11 protein-coding genes and 1 pseudogene are annotated in these 15,718 nt (G+C 69.7%); 6 read left to right on the top strand and 6 right to left on the bottom strand.

The genetic code is table 11. The features are described 5' to 3' along the window. Nucleotides 1-32: 32 nt before the first annotated feature. Entirely contained in the window at nt 33-446 is a 414-nt protein-coding gene (locus tag ACGFNK_RS10715) for an arsenate reductase ArsC (protein WP_393414062.1), read from the top strand. Between the two features lie 36 nt (nt 447-482). Here ACGFNK_RS10715 and ACGFNK_RS10710 read toward each other — a convergent pair whose 3' ends face one another. Both ACGFNK_RS10710 and ACGFNK_RS10705 read right to left on the bottom strand, forming a co-directional pair. Further along, a complete protein-coding gene (locus ACGFNK_RS10710; protein ID WP_393414059.1) occupies nt 483-1,265 on the bottom strand; it encodes a polysaccharide lyase family 7 protein in 783 nt (260 codons plus the stop codon). A 113-nt stretch (nt 1,266-1,378) separates the two neighbouring features. Further along, nucleotides 1,379-1,930, bottom strand: a pseudogene (locus tag ACGFNK_RS10705) (LuxR C-terminal-related transcriptional regulator); the annotation flags it as partial. Between the two features lie 153 nt (nt 1,931-2,083). On the opposite strand from ACGFNK_RS10705, the gene ACGFNK_RS10700 reads away from it, so the two are divergent. Beyond that, entirely contained in the window at nt 2,084-3,313 is a 1,230-nt protein-coding gene (locus ACGFNK_RS10700; protein WP_393414056.1) for a PP2C family protein-serine/threonine phosphatase, read from the top strand. Between the two features lie 25 nt (nt 3,314-3,338). On the opposite strand, the gene ACGFNK_RS10695 is transcribed toward ACGFNK_RS10700, so the two are convergent. Then, nucleotides 3,339-4,574 (bottom strand): globin domain-containing protein, encoded by a 1,236-nt coding sequence (locus tag ACGFNK_RS10695; RefSeq protein ID WP_393414053.1) that lies wholly within the window; start codon nt 4,572-4,574, stop codon nt 3,339-3,341. 667 nt (nt 4,575-5,241) lie between these two features. Here ACGFNK_RS10695 and ACGFNK_RS10690 point away from each other — a divergent pair. From ACGFNK_RS10690 to ACGFNK_RS10675, 4 genes are all read left to right on the top strand, one after another. Continuing rightward, nucleotides 5,242-6,873 (top strand): PucR family transcriptional regulator, encoded by a 1,632-nt coding sequence (locus tag ACGFNK_RS10690; RefSeq protein ID WP_393414050.1) that lies wholly within the window; start codon nt 5,242-5,244, stop codon nt 6,871-6,873. Between the two features lie 412 nt (nt 6,874-7,285). Then, entirely contained in the window at nt 7,286-8,743 is a 1,458-nt protein-coding gene (locus ACGFNK_RS10685; protein WP_386338942.1) for an amino acid permease, read from the top strand. 218 nt (nt 8,744-8,961) lie between these two features. After that, a complete protein-coding gene (locus ACGFNK_RS10680; RefSeq protein WP_393414046.1) occupies nt 8,962-9,720 on the top strand; it encodes an IclR family transcriptional regulator in 759 nt (252 codons plus the stop codon). 135 nt (nt 9,721-9,855) lie between these two features. Further along, nucleotides 9,856-11,118, top strand: coding sequence for a PP2C family protein-serine/threonine phosphatase (locus tag ACGFNK_RS10675; protein WP_393414043.1), 1,263 nt, complete (start codon nt 9,856-9,858; stop codon nt 11,116-11,118). 117 nt (nt 11,119-11,235) lie between these two features. On the opposite strand, the gene ACGFNK_RS10670 is transcribed toward ACGFNK_RS10675, so the two are convergent. Genes ACGFNK_RS10670 through kdpA form a run of 3 tightly spaced genes read right to left on the bottom strand, consistent with a single transcriptional unit; the run spans nt 11,236 to nt 15,717 of the window. Further along, the gene (locus tag ACGFNK_RS10670; RefSeq protein WP_393414040.1) at nt 11,236-11,868 is read right to left on the bottom strand and encodes a potassium-transporting ATPase subunit C; all 633 of its coding nucleotides are present in this window, start codon (nt 11,866-11,868) and stop codon (nt 11,236-11,238) included. Between the two features lie 25 nt (nt 11,869-11,893). After that, the gene (kdpB, locus tag ACGFNK_RS10665) at nt 11,894-14,056 is read right to left on the bottom strand and encodes a potassium-transporting ATPase subunit KdpB (protein ID WP_393414037.1); all 2,163 of its coding nucleotides are present in this window, start codon (nt 14,054-14,056) and stop codon (nt 11,894-11,896) included. Further along, nucleotides 14,053-15,717, bottom strand: a complete 1,665-nt coding sequence (gene kdpA, locus ACGFNK_RS10660) for a potassium-transporting ATPase subunit KdpA (RefSeq protein WP_393414034.1) — start codon at nt 15,715-15,717, stop codon at nt 14,053-14,055. Before kdpA ends, kdpB begins: the two co-directional genes overlap by 4 nt. Between the last annotated feature and the right edge of the window lies 1 nt (nt 15,718).

Raw genomic sequence — 15,718 nt, 5'->3', positions numbered from 1 at the left:
TGATGTCGACGTGAGACAAGAGAGACCTGCTGATGTCCGACAAGCCCTCCGTGCTCTTCGTCTGTGTCCACAACGCCGGCCGTTCCCAGATGGCCGCCGCATGGCTGACCCACCTGGCCGGGGACCGTGTCGAGGTCCGCTCCGCGGGCTCCAACCCGGGCACCGACGTCAACCCGGCCGCCGTCGAGGCCATGCGCGAGGCCGGCATCGACATCTCCGCCGAGGTCCCCAAGATGCTCACCGTCGACGCGGTCAAGGAGTCGGACGTCTGCATCACCATGGGCTGCGGCGACAGCTGCCCGGTCTTCCCCGGCAAGCGGTACCTGGACTGGGAGCTCGAGGACCCGGCGGGCCAGGGCGTCGATGCCGTACGGCCCATCCGGGACGAGATCAAGACCCTGGTCGAGGGACTGATCAAGGACATCGCCCCGGAGAAGACGGCCTGAGCAGCGGCAGGACCGGCCAACCGCCCTGTCCGGCCGTCAGGAGTGGGTGACCTCGATGGCGGAGATGCGGACCTCGCCGTAGTTCCCCTTGCCACACGGGTCGGAGTTGTCGCAGTTGGCCTGGGTGTAGGCGCCTGCCTTGAAGTAGTTGGTGTCGCCGTCGTGCTCGATCGTGGTCTGCAGCTCGCCGTTGTAGTACACGTCGATCTCCCCGTCCTGCGCCACGAATTTGGCCTCGAACTCGGTGCCCAGCTCGTAGTCGTCGGTGACGAGGCGGTGGTGGCGGTCGTCGCCCTCGGTCACGTAGAGCCTGCTGCCTTCCAGACGGAAGACCGTGACGTCGTCGTCCCCGCCGTGGACCTGCGCGCCGACCAGGTGCGGCTTCTCCTCGGGCAGCGCCATGAACGCCTCGGTGACCACGAGGGTGTGGGTGCCGTCCGTGGTGGACCACTCGGCCTCGTCCTTGCCGCCGTCGGTCATCTCACGCAACTCGGCGCGCGGGTAGCTGGAGCCCCCCGTCGTCACACCGTTGACGGCAGCCCGGAACCGGACCGCGTCACAGGCGGTGCCGGCCTGGAACCAGGGATCGGCGGAGAAGCGCGCCAGCTCGGGCTGAGTGATCTCGGTGGGGTCCTCGTCCTCGCCGGTGGGCAGGGTCAGCTTCCAGTTCGTCAGGTCGAGGACCTCCGACGGGTACGCGCACCGGGCTGCCACCGGCTTGTACGAGGGCGGCGTGTCGGCCTGCGCGGACAGCGCGAACGCGGCCGTCGAGACTGCCGCGGTGATGCCCGCCAGTACGAGGGTCCGAGTGCTGGGCATGGAGGGTTCCTCACGGTCGGGGAGTTCGATTCGGGCCGACGCGCACCCTAAGGCGCCGTTCCCGGGACCGGTCCCCGCCTTGGACCATCAGACCGTCAGACCGTCAACCTGCGTCAGAACCTGGGTGATTCGGGACGTACAAGGCCCGTCTGGTAGGCGATGACGACGAGTTGGGCGCGGTCGCGGGCACCGAGCTTGGTCAGGGCGCGCTGGATGTGGGAGCGGACGGTCAGCACGCTCAGGACGAGTTTCTCCGCGATCTCGTCGTTGGACTTGCCTTCGGCCGCGAGGGCGGTGACTTCCCGCTCGCGCGGGGTGAGGTCGTTCAGGCGTTCCGCGGGTGCCAGGAGGGCGCCGGGTTCGGGTGCGGTGAGGAAGCGGGTGATGAGGGCTCGGGTGGCGCCGGGTGAGAGGAGGGCTTCGCCGGAGGCCACGGTGCGGATGCCGGCGAGGAGGGTGTCGGTGGTGACGTACTTGCCGAGGAAGCCGCTGGCGCCGACGCGCAGTGCCTTGGCGACGTACTCGTCGGTCTCGAACATGGTGAGGATCAGGACCCGCGTGGCCGCCAGTTCGGGGTCGTCGCAGATGGTTGCGGTGGCGGCCAGGCCGTCCGTGCCGGGCATGCGGATGTCCATGAGGACGACATCGGGGCGGTGGGTGCGGGCGAAGACCCGCCCCTGAAGGGGCGCTGCAGCGCACCGGAATCCGGCAGGTGTACCGGGACCGCCGGAACCGTCCGACGCCGCGACCGGGCCGCCCGCACTGTTCGCTTCTATCGTGGAAGCACACTGAACGGTCGGCGCCGAGGCGGGCAGCTCATGAGGGAACCGCAGATCGACTACGCGGCGGTCTTCCAGGCTCTCCCCGGCATGGTGGCGCTGCTCACCCCGGACCTTGTGTACGCCGACGCCAACGACGACTTCGTGCGACTGTCCGGGCGCACCCGTGAGCAGCTGCTGGGCCGCTATATCTTCGACGTCTTTCCCGACAACCCGAACGACCCGGCAGCGACCGGCATGCGTGACGTCAAGGCGTCGATGCTGCGCGCGGTGGCCACCGGCGAGCGCGACACCATGGCGCTGCAACGCTACGACGTCGAGGATCCCCAGCGGCCCGGCCACTGGCAGGAGCGGTACTGGAGCCCGGTCAACGCGCCCGTCCTCGACTCTGACGGGCAGGTGGTGCTGATCGTGCACCGGGTGGAGGAGGTCACCGAACTCATCCGCGCCCGCGGGGGCACAGGCAGCGACAGCCGAGCCCGTGTGCTGGAGGCCGAGCTTTACACCCGCGCCCATGAACTGCAGGAAGTCAACGAACGCCTGCGCCAGGCCCATGCCCGCGAACGCGAGGTCGCGCTGGCCCTGCAGGCGGCGATGCTGCCCGCGCCCAGCCCGCTCCCGCACCACCGGGCGGCCGTACGCTATCGGCCCGCCATCGGCGCCCTCAACGTATGCGGCGACTGGTACGACCTGGTCGAGCTGCCCGGCGACAGCCTCGCGGTCGCCGTCGGCGACGTCGTCGGCCACGGCCTCACGGCCGCCTGCGTCATGGGACAGCTGCGCAGCGCGCTGAGCGCGGCCACCCGCGTGGCCGACGGCCCGGCCCAGGCACTGAAGGCCCTCGGCCTGTACGCCCGCTTCGTCGAAGGCGCCGAGTCGACCACCGTCGTGACGACCTTCATCGACTGGAACAGCCACACCATCACCTACAGCTGCGCCGGCCACCCTCCGCCCGCCCTGCTCCACCCCGACGGCACCGTGTCCTTCCTCGACCAGGCCACCGACCCGCCGCTCGGCGCCCGCCCCGAACCCGTTCCCCGCCCTGAGGCACGCGTGCCCTTCTTCGACGGCGCCATCCTGGCCCTGTACACCGACGGCCTGGTCGAACGCCGACACGAGGACATCGACGTCGGCTTGGCCCGCCTCGCGGATTCCCTCACCCGCCACTGCCAAGCCGACCCCGAGCCCCTGGCCGACGCCCTCCTGGCGGACCTGCTCCCGTCCACCGGCAGCACCGACGACACGGCCCTGGTCGTCATCCGCCTCTAGAAGCCGCTCCAAAGGCGGATGGTGCTCAGGCTGCGTCGGCTGTTTCGGCAGCCTCCTCCGTGCCCGGCAGCCACAGGTCCGGGCCGAAGACCTCGTAACGGATGTTGCGGGCGGGGACTCCGGCACGTAGCAGCTGGGTGCGTACGGAGCGCATGAACGGCAGCGGGCCGCACAGATAGACCGTGGCGTCGGCCGGGATGTCGACTCCGGCGAGGTCCATGAGGCCGAAACCGTCACCGGGGGCCGTGCTGCCGGGGCCGGGCTGCTCGTACCAGAAGCGGGTGCTCGCCCGCGGCAGCCGGGCGGCCAGCGACCGCGTCTGAGCGCGCAGTGCGTGCTCGGCCGGGGAGTGGTCGGCGTGCAGGACCAGTACGGGCCGCTCGGAGCCGGTCGCCGTGAGCCGGTCGAGCATGCCCACCATCGGGGTGCAGCCGATGCCCGCGGAGACCAGGACGACCGGGGTGTCGTCCTCGTCGAGCACCACGTCGCCGAACGGCGCGGAGAGGGTGAGTTCGTCGCCGGGCCGTATCCGCTGGTGCAGGAGCGTGGAGACCTCGCCGTCCGGAGAGCCGTCGTCGCCCGCGACCCGCTTGACGGTGATACGGCGCAGGTCGCCGCCCGGGTCGGAGGACAGGCTGTACTGGCGCAGCTGGCGCACTCCGTCCGGCATGCGCACCCGGACGCTGACGTACTGGCCCGCGCGGGCCCGGGGAGCCGGCTCGCCGTCGGCGGGGCGGAGCAGGAAGGAGGCCACGTCTGCCGTCTCCTCGTGGCGTTCGACGACCGTCCACTGCCGCCAGATCTCTCCCGGCCGTACACCCGCCTCCTGGTACAGCAGCGCCTCGCGGGCGATGAGGGCACCGGCCATCAGCCAGTACACCTCGTCCCACGCGGCGGCCACCTCGGGGGTGACCGCGTCGCCCAGCACCTCGGCGATCGCGCCGAACAGATACTTGTGCACGATCACGTACTGGTCCTCGGTGACCCCGACCGCGGTGTGCTTGTGGGCGATCCGCGCCAGCAGCGCGTCCGGCCGGGCCTCGGGATCCGCGAGGAGCGCGGTCGCGAAGCCCGCGATGGAACCGGCCAGGGCGCGGCGCTGGGCCCCGCTGGCCTGGTTGCCCCGGTTGAACATGCCGTCGAGCAGTTCGGGCCGGTCGCGGAACATCGCGCCGTAGAAGCGGGTGGTGATCTCGTCGAGCGACTCGGCCACCACGGGAAGGGTGGCCCGTATGACGGCGGCGGACTCTGCGGACAGCATGAAGCCTCCCAGCAACGGGACAGGGGGAACGAGGGGTAGCGAAGCTGAGGTGAACTCAGCTGCGTTATCGCGGACTTGGCGTCCGCTGATCCTGTATAGCAAGCGGAGAGGGCCGTTTCGCCGGGTAACAGTGCCCGGCGCCCGAAGCGAGGACCACCGGCCCCCGGGGCAGGGAACTCCGGCCCCAAGGCCGGGCCCGGATCAGGGCCTTCCGGCCCTGGACGGGGGCGCCTACCGGGCGGGTGGGTTCGGTTCATGGACGACTGCGAATCCGTTGTGGCTTGTCGCGCAGTTCCCCGCGCCCCTGCGGGGCGCTCCCGGAGCCGTCAGCCACCGCGAACTCGCACTTGCCCACCGGCGGGAGGGGACGTGGGCCGGTGCGTCGTATGCCCGTCGCGTAGGTTCTGTCTCAGGAAACCCGCCCCCTGTATCAGCAAAGGGCCGTATGCCCACCCTGCGACGGGCTGACGCACCGGCCCACGGCCCCGCACCCACCACCCACCCAGGGGCGCGGGGAACTGCGCGACCAGCCACACTCAACCCGCACCCGACAACGAACCCAACCGCCCAACCGCCGGAGGCAACCCGCACCCGACAACGAACCCAACCGCCCAACCGCCGGAGGCAACCCGCACCCGACAACGAACCCAGAAGAGGTGAATACCGAATGGACCCGGCCGCGACCATCACCCTGCGCCAGCTCGTCATGGCGCTGGGCGACTCGCTGCTGGAGGTCCAGGCCGCCCCCGCCGGCCTGGACGTCGAGATCAACGGCGTCGCCCTGCTCGACCCGGAGGACCCCCCAACCGCCCAGCCCGGCGACCTGGTCCTCGCAATCGGCTCCCGCGGAAGGGCCGCCTTCCCCGCACTACGGGCCGCCGGCCGCGACGGGGCCACCGCCGTCGTGGTCAAGCTCGACGCCCACGCCCAGGCCACGGGCCTCAGCGAGACCGCCACCGAGGCCGGAGTCGCCCTGCTCTCACTGCGTGGCGACGCCCGCTGGGAACAGGTCAGCGCACTGGCCCGCGCCGCCCTGGACGACGCCCCGCCGGACGACCCCGGCGCGGGCGCCGAGGAGGGCGACCTGTTCTCGCTCGCCCAGACCACCGCCATCCTGACCAGCGGCATCGTCAGCATCGAGGACGCCGCGAACCGCGTACTGGCGTACTCCCGTACCACCGACTCCGACGAGGCCGACGACCTGCGGCGACGTTCCATCCTCGGGTGGCAGGGACCCGAGGCGTATCTGGCGAAGCTGCGCGAGTGGGGCGTGTTCCAGCACCTGCACTCCAGCGACGAAGTGATCGCCATAGACAGCCACGCCGAGCTGGGCATCCGCCGCCGGCTCGCGGTGGCCATCCGCTCCGGGGACCGGCAGCTGGGCACCATCTGGGTGCAGGAGAGCTCGACCCCGCTGTCCGAACGCTCACGCCAGGCGCTGCTGGGCGCCGCCCGCGTCGCCGCCCTCCATCTCGTACGCCGCCGCCGGGAACTCTCGGACGACGTGACGCTCACCCGGACCCTCCTGGCCGGACTCCTGGACGGCAGCACCGGACCGCAGCCGCTGGCCACCCACCTGGGTTTCGACCCGGCCCGCCCGGCCGCCGTGCTGGGCTTCTCGTACGGGACGACGGAGGCGTACGAGGACGGGGACACCGTCTCCGCACCGGAGCTGGCCCACACCGAGGTCACCAACCTGGTCTCCGTGCACATCGCCGCCCGGCACCGCAGTTCCCTGGTCACGCAGGTCGACTCCCGTATCTACGTGCTCCTGCCGCAGCTGCCCCGCAGCATCGACACGGACACCCTGCGCGGCTGGGCCCTGGAGATCACCGACGCGGCGCGCCGCCACCTGGGGCTGCCGTTGCGCGGCTCGGTCGGCTGCGTGGTGCCGGGGCTCGGGGCCGTACCCGAGTCGCGCCGGGAGGCCGACCGCATCCTCGACGCCATGGTGAGCGCCGGGGTGTCCGCCGCGGTCGCCGCGCTGCCCGACATCCAGGCGGAAGTACTGGTCAGCGAGATGCTGACGCTGCTCTCCGCGCACCCCGAGATACGGGATCCACGGCTGACCGCTCTGGTCGCGCACGACAGCCGGCACCAGGGCCGGCTCGCCGAGACCCTCCTGACGTACCTGAACTCCTTCGGTGACGTAAGGGCCGCCGCCGCGCAGCTCCATGTGCACCCCAACACGCTGCGCTACCGCCTGCGCCGGGCCGAGGAGCTGACCGGTCTCGATCTCAGCCGCCCTGATCAGCGGCTGCTGGCCATGCTCCAGCTGAGGCTGCCGCCCACCGCCTGAGGCCGCTGCCGCCAAGGGCCTGGGGCCGCTGCTGCCCAGGGCCTGAGGCCGGTTCCGCATTGGCCGGTCGTACAACCATCAACGGCGAGTTTGTTCAGCCTTCACAAACACGTAGCCCCATGACCCCCCATACGCTTGCGCAAATCCATTTCCGCAAGTGATGCGGCCCACCTCCCACGAGGAGACGGAGCGAATCGCGGACGTGCTGGTGACGACCAACTCACCAGCACGCCATCCGGATACCGCGAACCGCACCGTGAACGCTTACGGGAATCGTCAGTGCCCTGACCGCTCTCCCCTGCGCATGCCCCACGGCGCAGCCCGGCCCGCCCCTCCCCCGCCATCCAGGCGACCCGGCGTTCCGGACAGCCACGCCCCGCACGGCACTCCCAACCAATCACTGGATGTCGACATGACTACACGTCCCCCTGAACCTCTGGCCCCTGACACCGCTCCACCCGCCAGCGGTCAGCCTCCGGAGCAGGACGGTCTGAAGGCCGGTCTCAAGAACCGCCACCTGTCCATGATCGCCATCGGCGGTGTGATCGGCGCCGGGCTCTTCGTGGGCTCCGCCTCCGGTATCACCGCCGCCGGACCCGGCATTCTCCTGTCGTACGCGCTGGTCGGCGCCCTCGTCGTCTTCGTGATGCGCATGCTCGGTGAGATGGCCGCGGCCAACCCGTCCTCCGGGTCCTTCTCCGCCTACGCGGACCGGGCGCTCGGCCGCTGGGCCGGGTTCTCGATCGGCTGGCTGTACTGGTTCTTCTGGGTCGTCGTGCTCGCGGTCGAGGCGACCGCCGGTGCGGTGATCCTGGAGAGCTGGGTGCCGGCCGTACCGCAGTGGGCCTGGGCACTGATCGTGATGGTGGTGCTGACCGCCACGAACCTGGCCTCGGTGGGCTCCTTCGGCGAGTTCGAGTTCTGGTTCGCGGGCATCAAGGTCGTCGCCATCTCGGGCTTCATCGTGCTCGGCGGGCTGGCCATCTTCGGTCTGCTGCCCGGCTCCGACGCCGACACGGGATTCGGCAACCTCACCGCGCACGGGGGCTTCCTGCCGGAGGGACCCGGCGCGATTCTCACCGGCATCCTGCTGGTCGTCTTCTCCTTCATGGGCAGCGAGATAGTCACCCTCGCCGCCGCCGAGTCCCCGGACGCGCAGCGGGCGGTCGCCAAGGCCACCCGGAGCGTGATCTGGCGGGTGGGTGTCTTCTACGTCGGCTCGATCCTCGTCGTGGTCGCCCTGCTGCCGTGGAACGACCCCTCGATCGCCGAGAAGGGCTCGTACGTCGCCGCCCTCGACGCGATCGGCATCCCGCACGCCGGCCAGATCATGAACTTCATCGTGCTGACCGCCGTGCTGTCCTGTCTCAACTCCGGCCTCTACACCGCCTCCCGGATGGCCTTCTCCCTCGGCCAGCGCGGTGACGCTCCGCAGTCCTTCGTCAAGACCAACACGCGAGGCGTTCCGCAGACCGCGATCCTGGCGTCCGTGGTCTTCGGCTTCGTGGCGGTCGCGTTCAACTACCTGTGGCCGGACACGGTGTTCCAGTTCCTGCTGAACTCCTCCGGTGCGGTCGCGCTCTTCGTATGGCTGGTCATCTGCTTCTCGCAGCTGAAGATGCGGGGGATCATCCTGCGCGAGAGCCCCGAGAAGCTCGTCGTACGGATGTGGCTGTTCCCGTATCTGACGTGGGCGACGATCGGGATGATCTCGTTCGTGCTCCTCTACATGCTCACCGACGAGAAGGAGGGCGGCGGGCGGAGCCAGGTGCTGCTGTCGGTGCTTGTGGCCGCGATCGTGATCGCGATCTCGTTCGTGCGGGAACGGTCCCGACGCAAGGACACCGAGGACGTGGTGGCTCCTCTGTAGGCGCCGCGGGTGGGCGGGCGTGGGGTTTCCTTTCCCCAGGCCCGCCCCTTCCCGTAACTGGGGGCTGTGCCCCCAGGCCCCCCGGGTCGTACCTCGGCTGACGGTCCGTTGTGGCTGGTCGCGCCCACGCGGCGGAGCCGCAAACCGATACAGCCCCGCGCCCCTATGGGGCGCGCCCGTGTGTTGCCCATGCCGTGTGCCAGGCGCACGCTGTTCCTATGGCTGGTGGTGAGGGCCCCACGCTCATCGGCTCCGTGCAGCGGGCGCTGCGGCTGTTGGAGGCTGTGAGTACGCATGAGAACGGGGCGCCGGCGAAGCAGTTGGCGCGGGAGACGGAGCTGCCGCTGGCCACCGCCTACCACCTGCTGCGGACTCTGGTCCACGACGGATACGTACGGAAGCTGGACGACGGCGGCTTCATCCTGGGCGACAAGCTGCAGTCGCTGCACACCGCGGGCCGCGGGCAGGCGCTGCTCAGCCGGATCCGTCCGACCCTCGCGGCGCTGCGGGACGAGTTCTCGACCGCCGCCTACCTCACCTTCTACGAGGACGGCGAGATCCGGGTCGCCGAGATCGTCGACGGTCCCCGGGCGCCCCGGGTCGATCTCTGGGTGGGCTTCGAGGACGCCGGGCACGCCACCGCGCTGGGCAAGTCCGTGCTGCGGGAGCTGGACGACGAGTCCCGCAAGGAGTATCTGTCCCGGCACACCCTGTCCGACCTCACGCCCCGTACCATCACCAGCCCTCCGGAACTGCTCCGGCGCGTCGACTCCTCGCCCGTGGCCCCGGCCGTAACGGACCTGGAGGAGTACTCACTCGGCACGGTCTGTGTCGCGGTGCCGGTCTACAGCGGGAACACGCTCGGCTCACTCGGCGTCTCGCTGCCGAAGGACCGGCTGTCCCGGCTCGAGGAGATCCGGGCGCGGCTGATCCCGACCGCGAGCCGTGTGACCAGGAGTCTTTCGCTCACCAAGTGACCGGGGAGACCGGGGAGCCTTTGTTCACCATCTGAAATCGCGCTCCTTGCGGCGACCCCCATCGAACCCGTTTCCTGGATTAATCAGACATATCAGGGGGCGCTCCCCGCGACAGGTGAGGACTGCGGACACCACATGACTCAGGCCCGACACCACGGTGGCGACCACTACCACTGGCCGATACGGCGGTTCAGTAACCGAGTGGCCAGTCCCGGGGCGAGGGCCCGGCTACGCGCCGCCACGCACGTGGCAGCGAGTTCGGCGGTACTGCCCGTGCTGGTCGTCTCCGTCATCGTGCTCGTCGATCTCGTCGGCGGTTCGGGGATGATCTGGCTGCCGCTGCTGGCCACCGGGCCGGCGCTGGCCGCCACCACCAACGGGCCGTCCGGCGTCCTGGGGGTCGGGCTCCTCGCCGTGGTCCTGGGCACCGCACTCGGCATCCGTGACGGTGTGCCGTGGCATGAGCTGGTCGTCGTGCTGTCCGCCCTGGCGGCCGTCACCTTGGCGAGCGCCCTGGCCAGCGCGCTGCGCGGGCGCCGGGAGAAGGTGCTCGCAGCCGTCCGCTCGGTGGCGGAGGCCGCCCAGCACGCGCTGCTCAAGCCCGTACCGGCGACGGTCGGCCCGTTCCAGACGGCCGTCCGCTACAGCGCCGCGGCGGCAGAGGCCCGTATCGGCGGCGACCTCTACGCGCTGGTGCCGACGCCGTACGGGGTGCGCCTGATCGTCGGCGACGTGCGAGGCAAGGGCCTGCCGGCCGTGGGAACCGCCGCCCTCGTGGTCGGCATCTTCCGCGAGGCCGCCTACGACGAACCCGATCTCCTCACCGTCGTCGACAGGATCGAGCGGAGCCTGGCGCGCAACCTGGGTTCCGACGACTTCGTCACCGTCGTCGTCGCCGGTTACCCCCGCGAAGGCCGCCTTGAGGTGGTCAACTGCGGCCACGCACCTCCGCTGCTGGTACGCGACGGCGACGTGGCCCCGGTCGACCCCACGCACCCGACCCCGCCCCTGGGCCTGCGAGCCCTCACCGGCGAGGCCCCCGCCCTCCAGGTCCTGCCCTTCACGGACGGAGACCAACTGCTGCTCTACACAGACGGCGTCACGGAGGCCCGCGACCACAACCGCGACTTCTACCCCCTGGCCAAAGGCCTGGAACGGCACCTGACCGACAACCCGGCCCGCACCCTCACAGCCCTCCACGACGAACTGCTCGCCCACGTGGGCGGCGACCTGCACGACGACGCGGCGCTGCTACTGCTCCGCAAGCCGACGGCTGCTGAGGTGGCAGCGGTTCCCGAAGCGGCGTCGCACACCCCGGGCAGCTCGCGCTCCGTCCCGCCCCACGCCCGGTCCTCCGCCGAGGGCACGGGTCGCAGCACCGACCCTGCTACGGCGTAACGACAGCTGAAACGTCCGCCTCAGCCGTCGCCCCCCACCGGCGCCGCCGGCAACGTAAGCACCGCGGCGGTGTGCCTCGGACAGCCTCGCGTATATCGAGGGCTTTCCCGTCGGGGGTCAGCTCTTCGACACGAGTTCCTTGAGCGCGATGTTGAGTTCGAGGACGTTGACGCGGGGCTCGCCCATGAACCCGAGGGTGCGGCCTTCACTGTGCTCGTCCACCAGCTTCTGGACCTGGGCGGCGGACAGCGCGTTCCGCTCGGCGACTCGGTGGACCTGGAGGTCCGCGTACGCCGGGGAGATGTCCGGGTCGAGGCCCGAGCCGGAGGAGGTGACCGCGTCGGCGGGGACCTGGGAGGGCCGCACCTTGTAGTCCGCCGTCGAGTTGTCCTTGACGACCTTGGCCTTGGCCTCCCGGACCCACTTGATGAGTTCGGAGTTGTCACCGGCGCGGTTGGTCGCGCCGGACAGGATCAGCTTGTACTGGGTGTTGACGCTGTTGGTGCCCAGCCCGTTGGCCGGACGCGGCTGGAAGTAGTCCAGGCTGTAGCCCTGCTGGCCGATGAGCGAGGAGCCGACGACCTTGCCGTCCGCCTTGATCTCCGAGCCGTTCGCCTTGTTGTTGAACAGCACCTGGGCGACACCGGTGACGGCCAGCGGGTACAGCACACCGCACACCAGCGTCAGTACGAGCAGCGCCCGCAGCCCCGCCCCCAGCAACCGGGCAGTGTTCGTAACCGAGTTGTTCATAGCCGATCAGCGCGCCTTCAGGTAGTTACAGCCCGGGGATGAGGGAGATGAGCAGATCGATGATCTTGATGCCGACGAACGGGGCGATCAGCCCGCCGAGGCCGTAGATCCCGAGATTGCGGCGGAGCATCTTGTCCGCGCTCATCGGCCGGTACTGCACACCGCGCAGGGCGAGCGGTACGAGGGCGATGATGATCAGCGCGTTGAAGATGACCGCGGAGAGGATCGCGGAGTCCGGCGAGGACAGCTGCATGATGTTGAGCTTGTTCAGGCCCGGGTGTACCGCCGCGAACAGCGCGGGGATGATCGCGAAGTACTTCGCCACGTCGTTGGCGATCGAGAAAGTCGTCAACGCGCCCCGGGTGATGAGGAGTTGCTTGCCGATCTCGACGATCTCGATGAGTTTGGTCGGGTTGGAGTCGAGGTCGACCATGTTGCCGGCCTCCTTGGCGGCCGACGTGCCCGTGTTCATCGCGACGCCGACGTCCGCCTGTGCGAGGGCGGGCGCGTCGTTCGTACCGTCACCCGTCATGGCGACGAGCTTGCCGCCGGCCTGCTCGCGCTTGATCAGCGCCATCTTGTCCTCGGGTGTCGCCTCCGCGAGGAAGTCGTCGACGCCTGCCTCGTCCGCGATCGCCTTGGCGGTCAGCGGGTTGTCGCCCGTGATCATGACGGTCTTGATGCCCATACGACGCAGTTCATCGAACCGCTCCCGCATACCGTCCTTGACCACGTCCTTGAGGTGGATCACGCCCAGCACCCGTGCCCCGTCCGTGTCCTGGACGGCCACGAGCAGCGGCGTACCACCCGCTTCGGAGATGCGGCCGGAGAGGGTGTCGGCGTCGTCCGCGACGGTTCCGCCCTGCTCCCGGACCCAGGCGATGACCGACCCTGCCGCGCCCTTGCGGACCTTGCGCCCGTCCACGTCCACACCGGACATCCGGGTCTGCGCGGTGAAGGCGATCCACTCCGCCTGCGCCAGCTCGCCCAGGTGCCGCTCACGCAGCCCGTACTTCTCCTTCGCCAGTACGACGATGGAGCGGCCCTCGGGCGTCTCGTCGGCCAGCGAGGAGAGCTGGGCGGCGTCCGCGACCTGGGCCTCGGTGGTGCCGCTCACCGGCAGGAACTCGGCGGCCTGCCGGTTGCCGAGCGTGATGGTGCCGGTCTTGTCGAGCAGGAGGGTCGACACATCGCCCGCCGCCTCGACTGCCCTTCCCGACATGGCGAGTACGTTGCGCTGGACCAGCCGGTCCATGCCCGCGATGCCGATGGCGGAGAGCAGCGCGCCGATCGTGGTGGGGATCAGGCAGACCAGGAGGGCCACCAGCACGACCATCGTGAGGTGCGTACCCGCGTAGTCCGCGAGCGGCGGCAGTGTGGCCACCGCAAGCAGGAAGATGATCGTCAGCGAGGCGAGCAGGATGTTCAGCGCGATCTCGTTGGGCGTCTTCTGCCGGGCCGCGCCCTCAACGAGGTTGATCATGCGGTCGATGAAGGTCTCGCCCGGCTTCGTCGTGATCTTGATGACGATGCGGTCGGAGAGGACCTTCGTACCCCCGGTGACGGCGCTGCGGTCGCCGCCGGACTCACGGATGACCGGCGCCGACTCCCCCGTGATCGCCGACTCGTCGACCGACGCGACGCCCTCGACGACATCACCGTCACCCGGGATGACATCGCCCGCCTCACAGACGACCAGGTCGCCGATACGCAGCTCCGTGCCGGGCACCTGCCCCTCACGGTCGCCCACGAGCCGCCGGGCGACGGTGTCGGTCTTGGCCTTGCGCAGGGTGTCCGCCTGCGCCTTGCCACGGCCCTCGGCCACCGCCTCCGCCAGATTGGCGAAGATCACGGTCAGCCAGAGCCAGGCGCTGATCGTCCAGCCGAACCAGTCGCCCGGGTCCTTGAAGGAGAACACGGTCGTCAGTACCGAACCGACCAACACCACGAACATCACGGGGGACTTGGCCATCACCCGCGGATCAAGCTTGCGGAAGGCGTTCGGCAGCGACCTGACCAACTGCTCGGGGTCGAACAGACCCGCGCCTACGCGCCCTTCTGCGGAACCCTTGTGCCCGGTCGGCACATCGCTGTGGGGCGCCCGAGTCGGAGTGACTGTGGACATCGAGTCCTCTTCTTCGGCGTCTCGCTGCTTCGGCTTCGTCTGCTTCGTGATGTCGGTGGTCATGTCGCCAGCCCCTCGGCGAGCGGGCCCAGCGCGAGTGCCGGGAAGTAGGTCAGACCGGTGGTGATCAGGATCGCGCCCACCAACAGCCCGGTGAACAGCGGCTTTTCGGTCCGCAGGGTGCCCGCGGTGGCCGGCACAGGCGTCTGCTCGGCGAGCGAGCCCGCCAGCGCCAGGACGAACACCATCGGCAGGAAGCGGCCGAGCAGCATCGCGAGCCCGATCGTGGTGTTGAACCACTGCGTGTCCGCGTTCAGACCGGCGAAGGCCGAGCCGTTGTTGTTGGCGCCGGACGTGTAGGCGTAGAGGATCTCGGAGAATCCGTGCGCGCCGGTGTTGGTCATCGAGTCGGCCGGGGTGGGCAGCGCCATCGCGAAGGCGGTGAAGACGAGCACCAGCGCCGGGGTGATCAGGATGTAGCAGGCCGCCAGCTTGATCTGGCGGGTGCCGATCTTCTTGCCGAGGTATTCGGGCGTACGGCCCACCATGAGCCCCGCGATGAACACCGCGATGATCGCCATGATCAGCATGCCGTAGAGACCGGAGCCGACACCGCCGGGCGCGATCTCGCCGAGCTGCATGCCCAGCAGGTTGAGCCCGCCGCCGAGGCCCGTGTTGGACGAGTGGAAGGAGTCCACCGCGCCCGTGGAGGTCAGCGTCGTGGAGATCGAGAAGATCGACGAGGCGCCGATACCGAAGCGCTGTTCCTTGCCCTCCATGGCACCGCCGGCGATCTCGAACGCCGGGCCGTGGTGGGCGAATTCGGTCCACCACATCAGGCAGATGAAGCCGATCCAGATGGTGGCCATCGTGGCGAGGATCGCGTACCCCTGCCGCAGCGAGCCGACCATACGGCCGAAGGTCCGCGTCAGCGCGAACGGGATCAGCAGAAGCAGGAAGATCTCGAAGAGGTTCGAGAAGGGGCCGGGGTTCTCGAAGGGGTGCGCGGAGTTGGCGTTGAAGTAGCCGCCACCGTTGGTACCGATCTCCTTGATGGCTTCCTGGGAGGCGACCGCGCCACCGTTCCACTGCTGCGAGCCGCCCATGAACTGTCCGACTTCATGAATCCCGGAGAAGTTCTGGATGGCACCACACGCGACAAGCACGATGGCGGCGATCACGGAGAGCGGCAGCAGGATGCGTACGACACCACGCACCATGTCGGCCCAGAAGTTGCCGAGTTCACCGGTACGGGACCGTGCGAAGCCTCGTACGAGCGCGACCGCCACCGCGATGCCGACGGCCGAGGAGACGAAGTTCTGCACGGCCAGGCCGCCGGTCTGCACGACGTGGCCCATGGCCTGCTCGCCGTAGTACGACTGCCAGTCGGTGTTCGAAACGAAGGACGCGGCGGTGTTGAACGCCTGGTCCGGGTCGATCGAGGCGAAGCCCAGCGAGCCGGGCAGGCTGCCCTGGAGGCGCTGCAGGACGTACAGGAAGAGCACGCTCACCGCGGAGAAGGCCAGCACGCCGCGCAGGTACGCGGGCCAGCGCATCTCGGTGTTCGGGTTGGCGCCGATGCCCCGGTAGATCCACTTCTCGACGCGCAGATGCTCGTCGGAGGAGTACACCCGGGCCATGTAGTCGCCGAGGGGTCGGTGGGCCAGCGCCAGCGCCGCGATGAGCGCGAGCAGCTGGACCACGCCTGCGAGTTCGGGGCTCATG

Origin of the sequence: Streptomyces sp. NPDC048825, from assembly GCF_043198355.1 — a bacterium.
Lineage (GTDB): Bacteria > Actinomycetota > Actinomycetes > Streptomycetales > Streptomycetaceae > Streptomyces > Streptomyces xiangluensis.
This window is presented reverse-complemented; position numbering and strand designations above follow the sequence as displayed.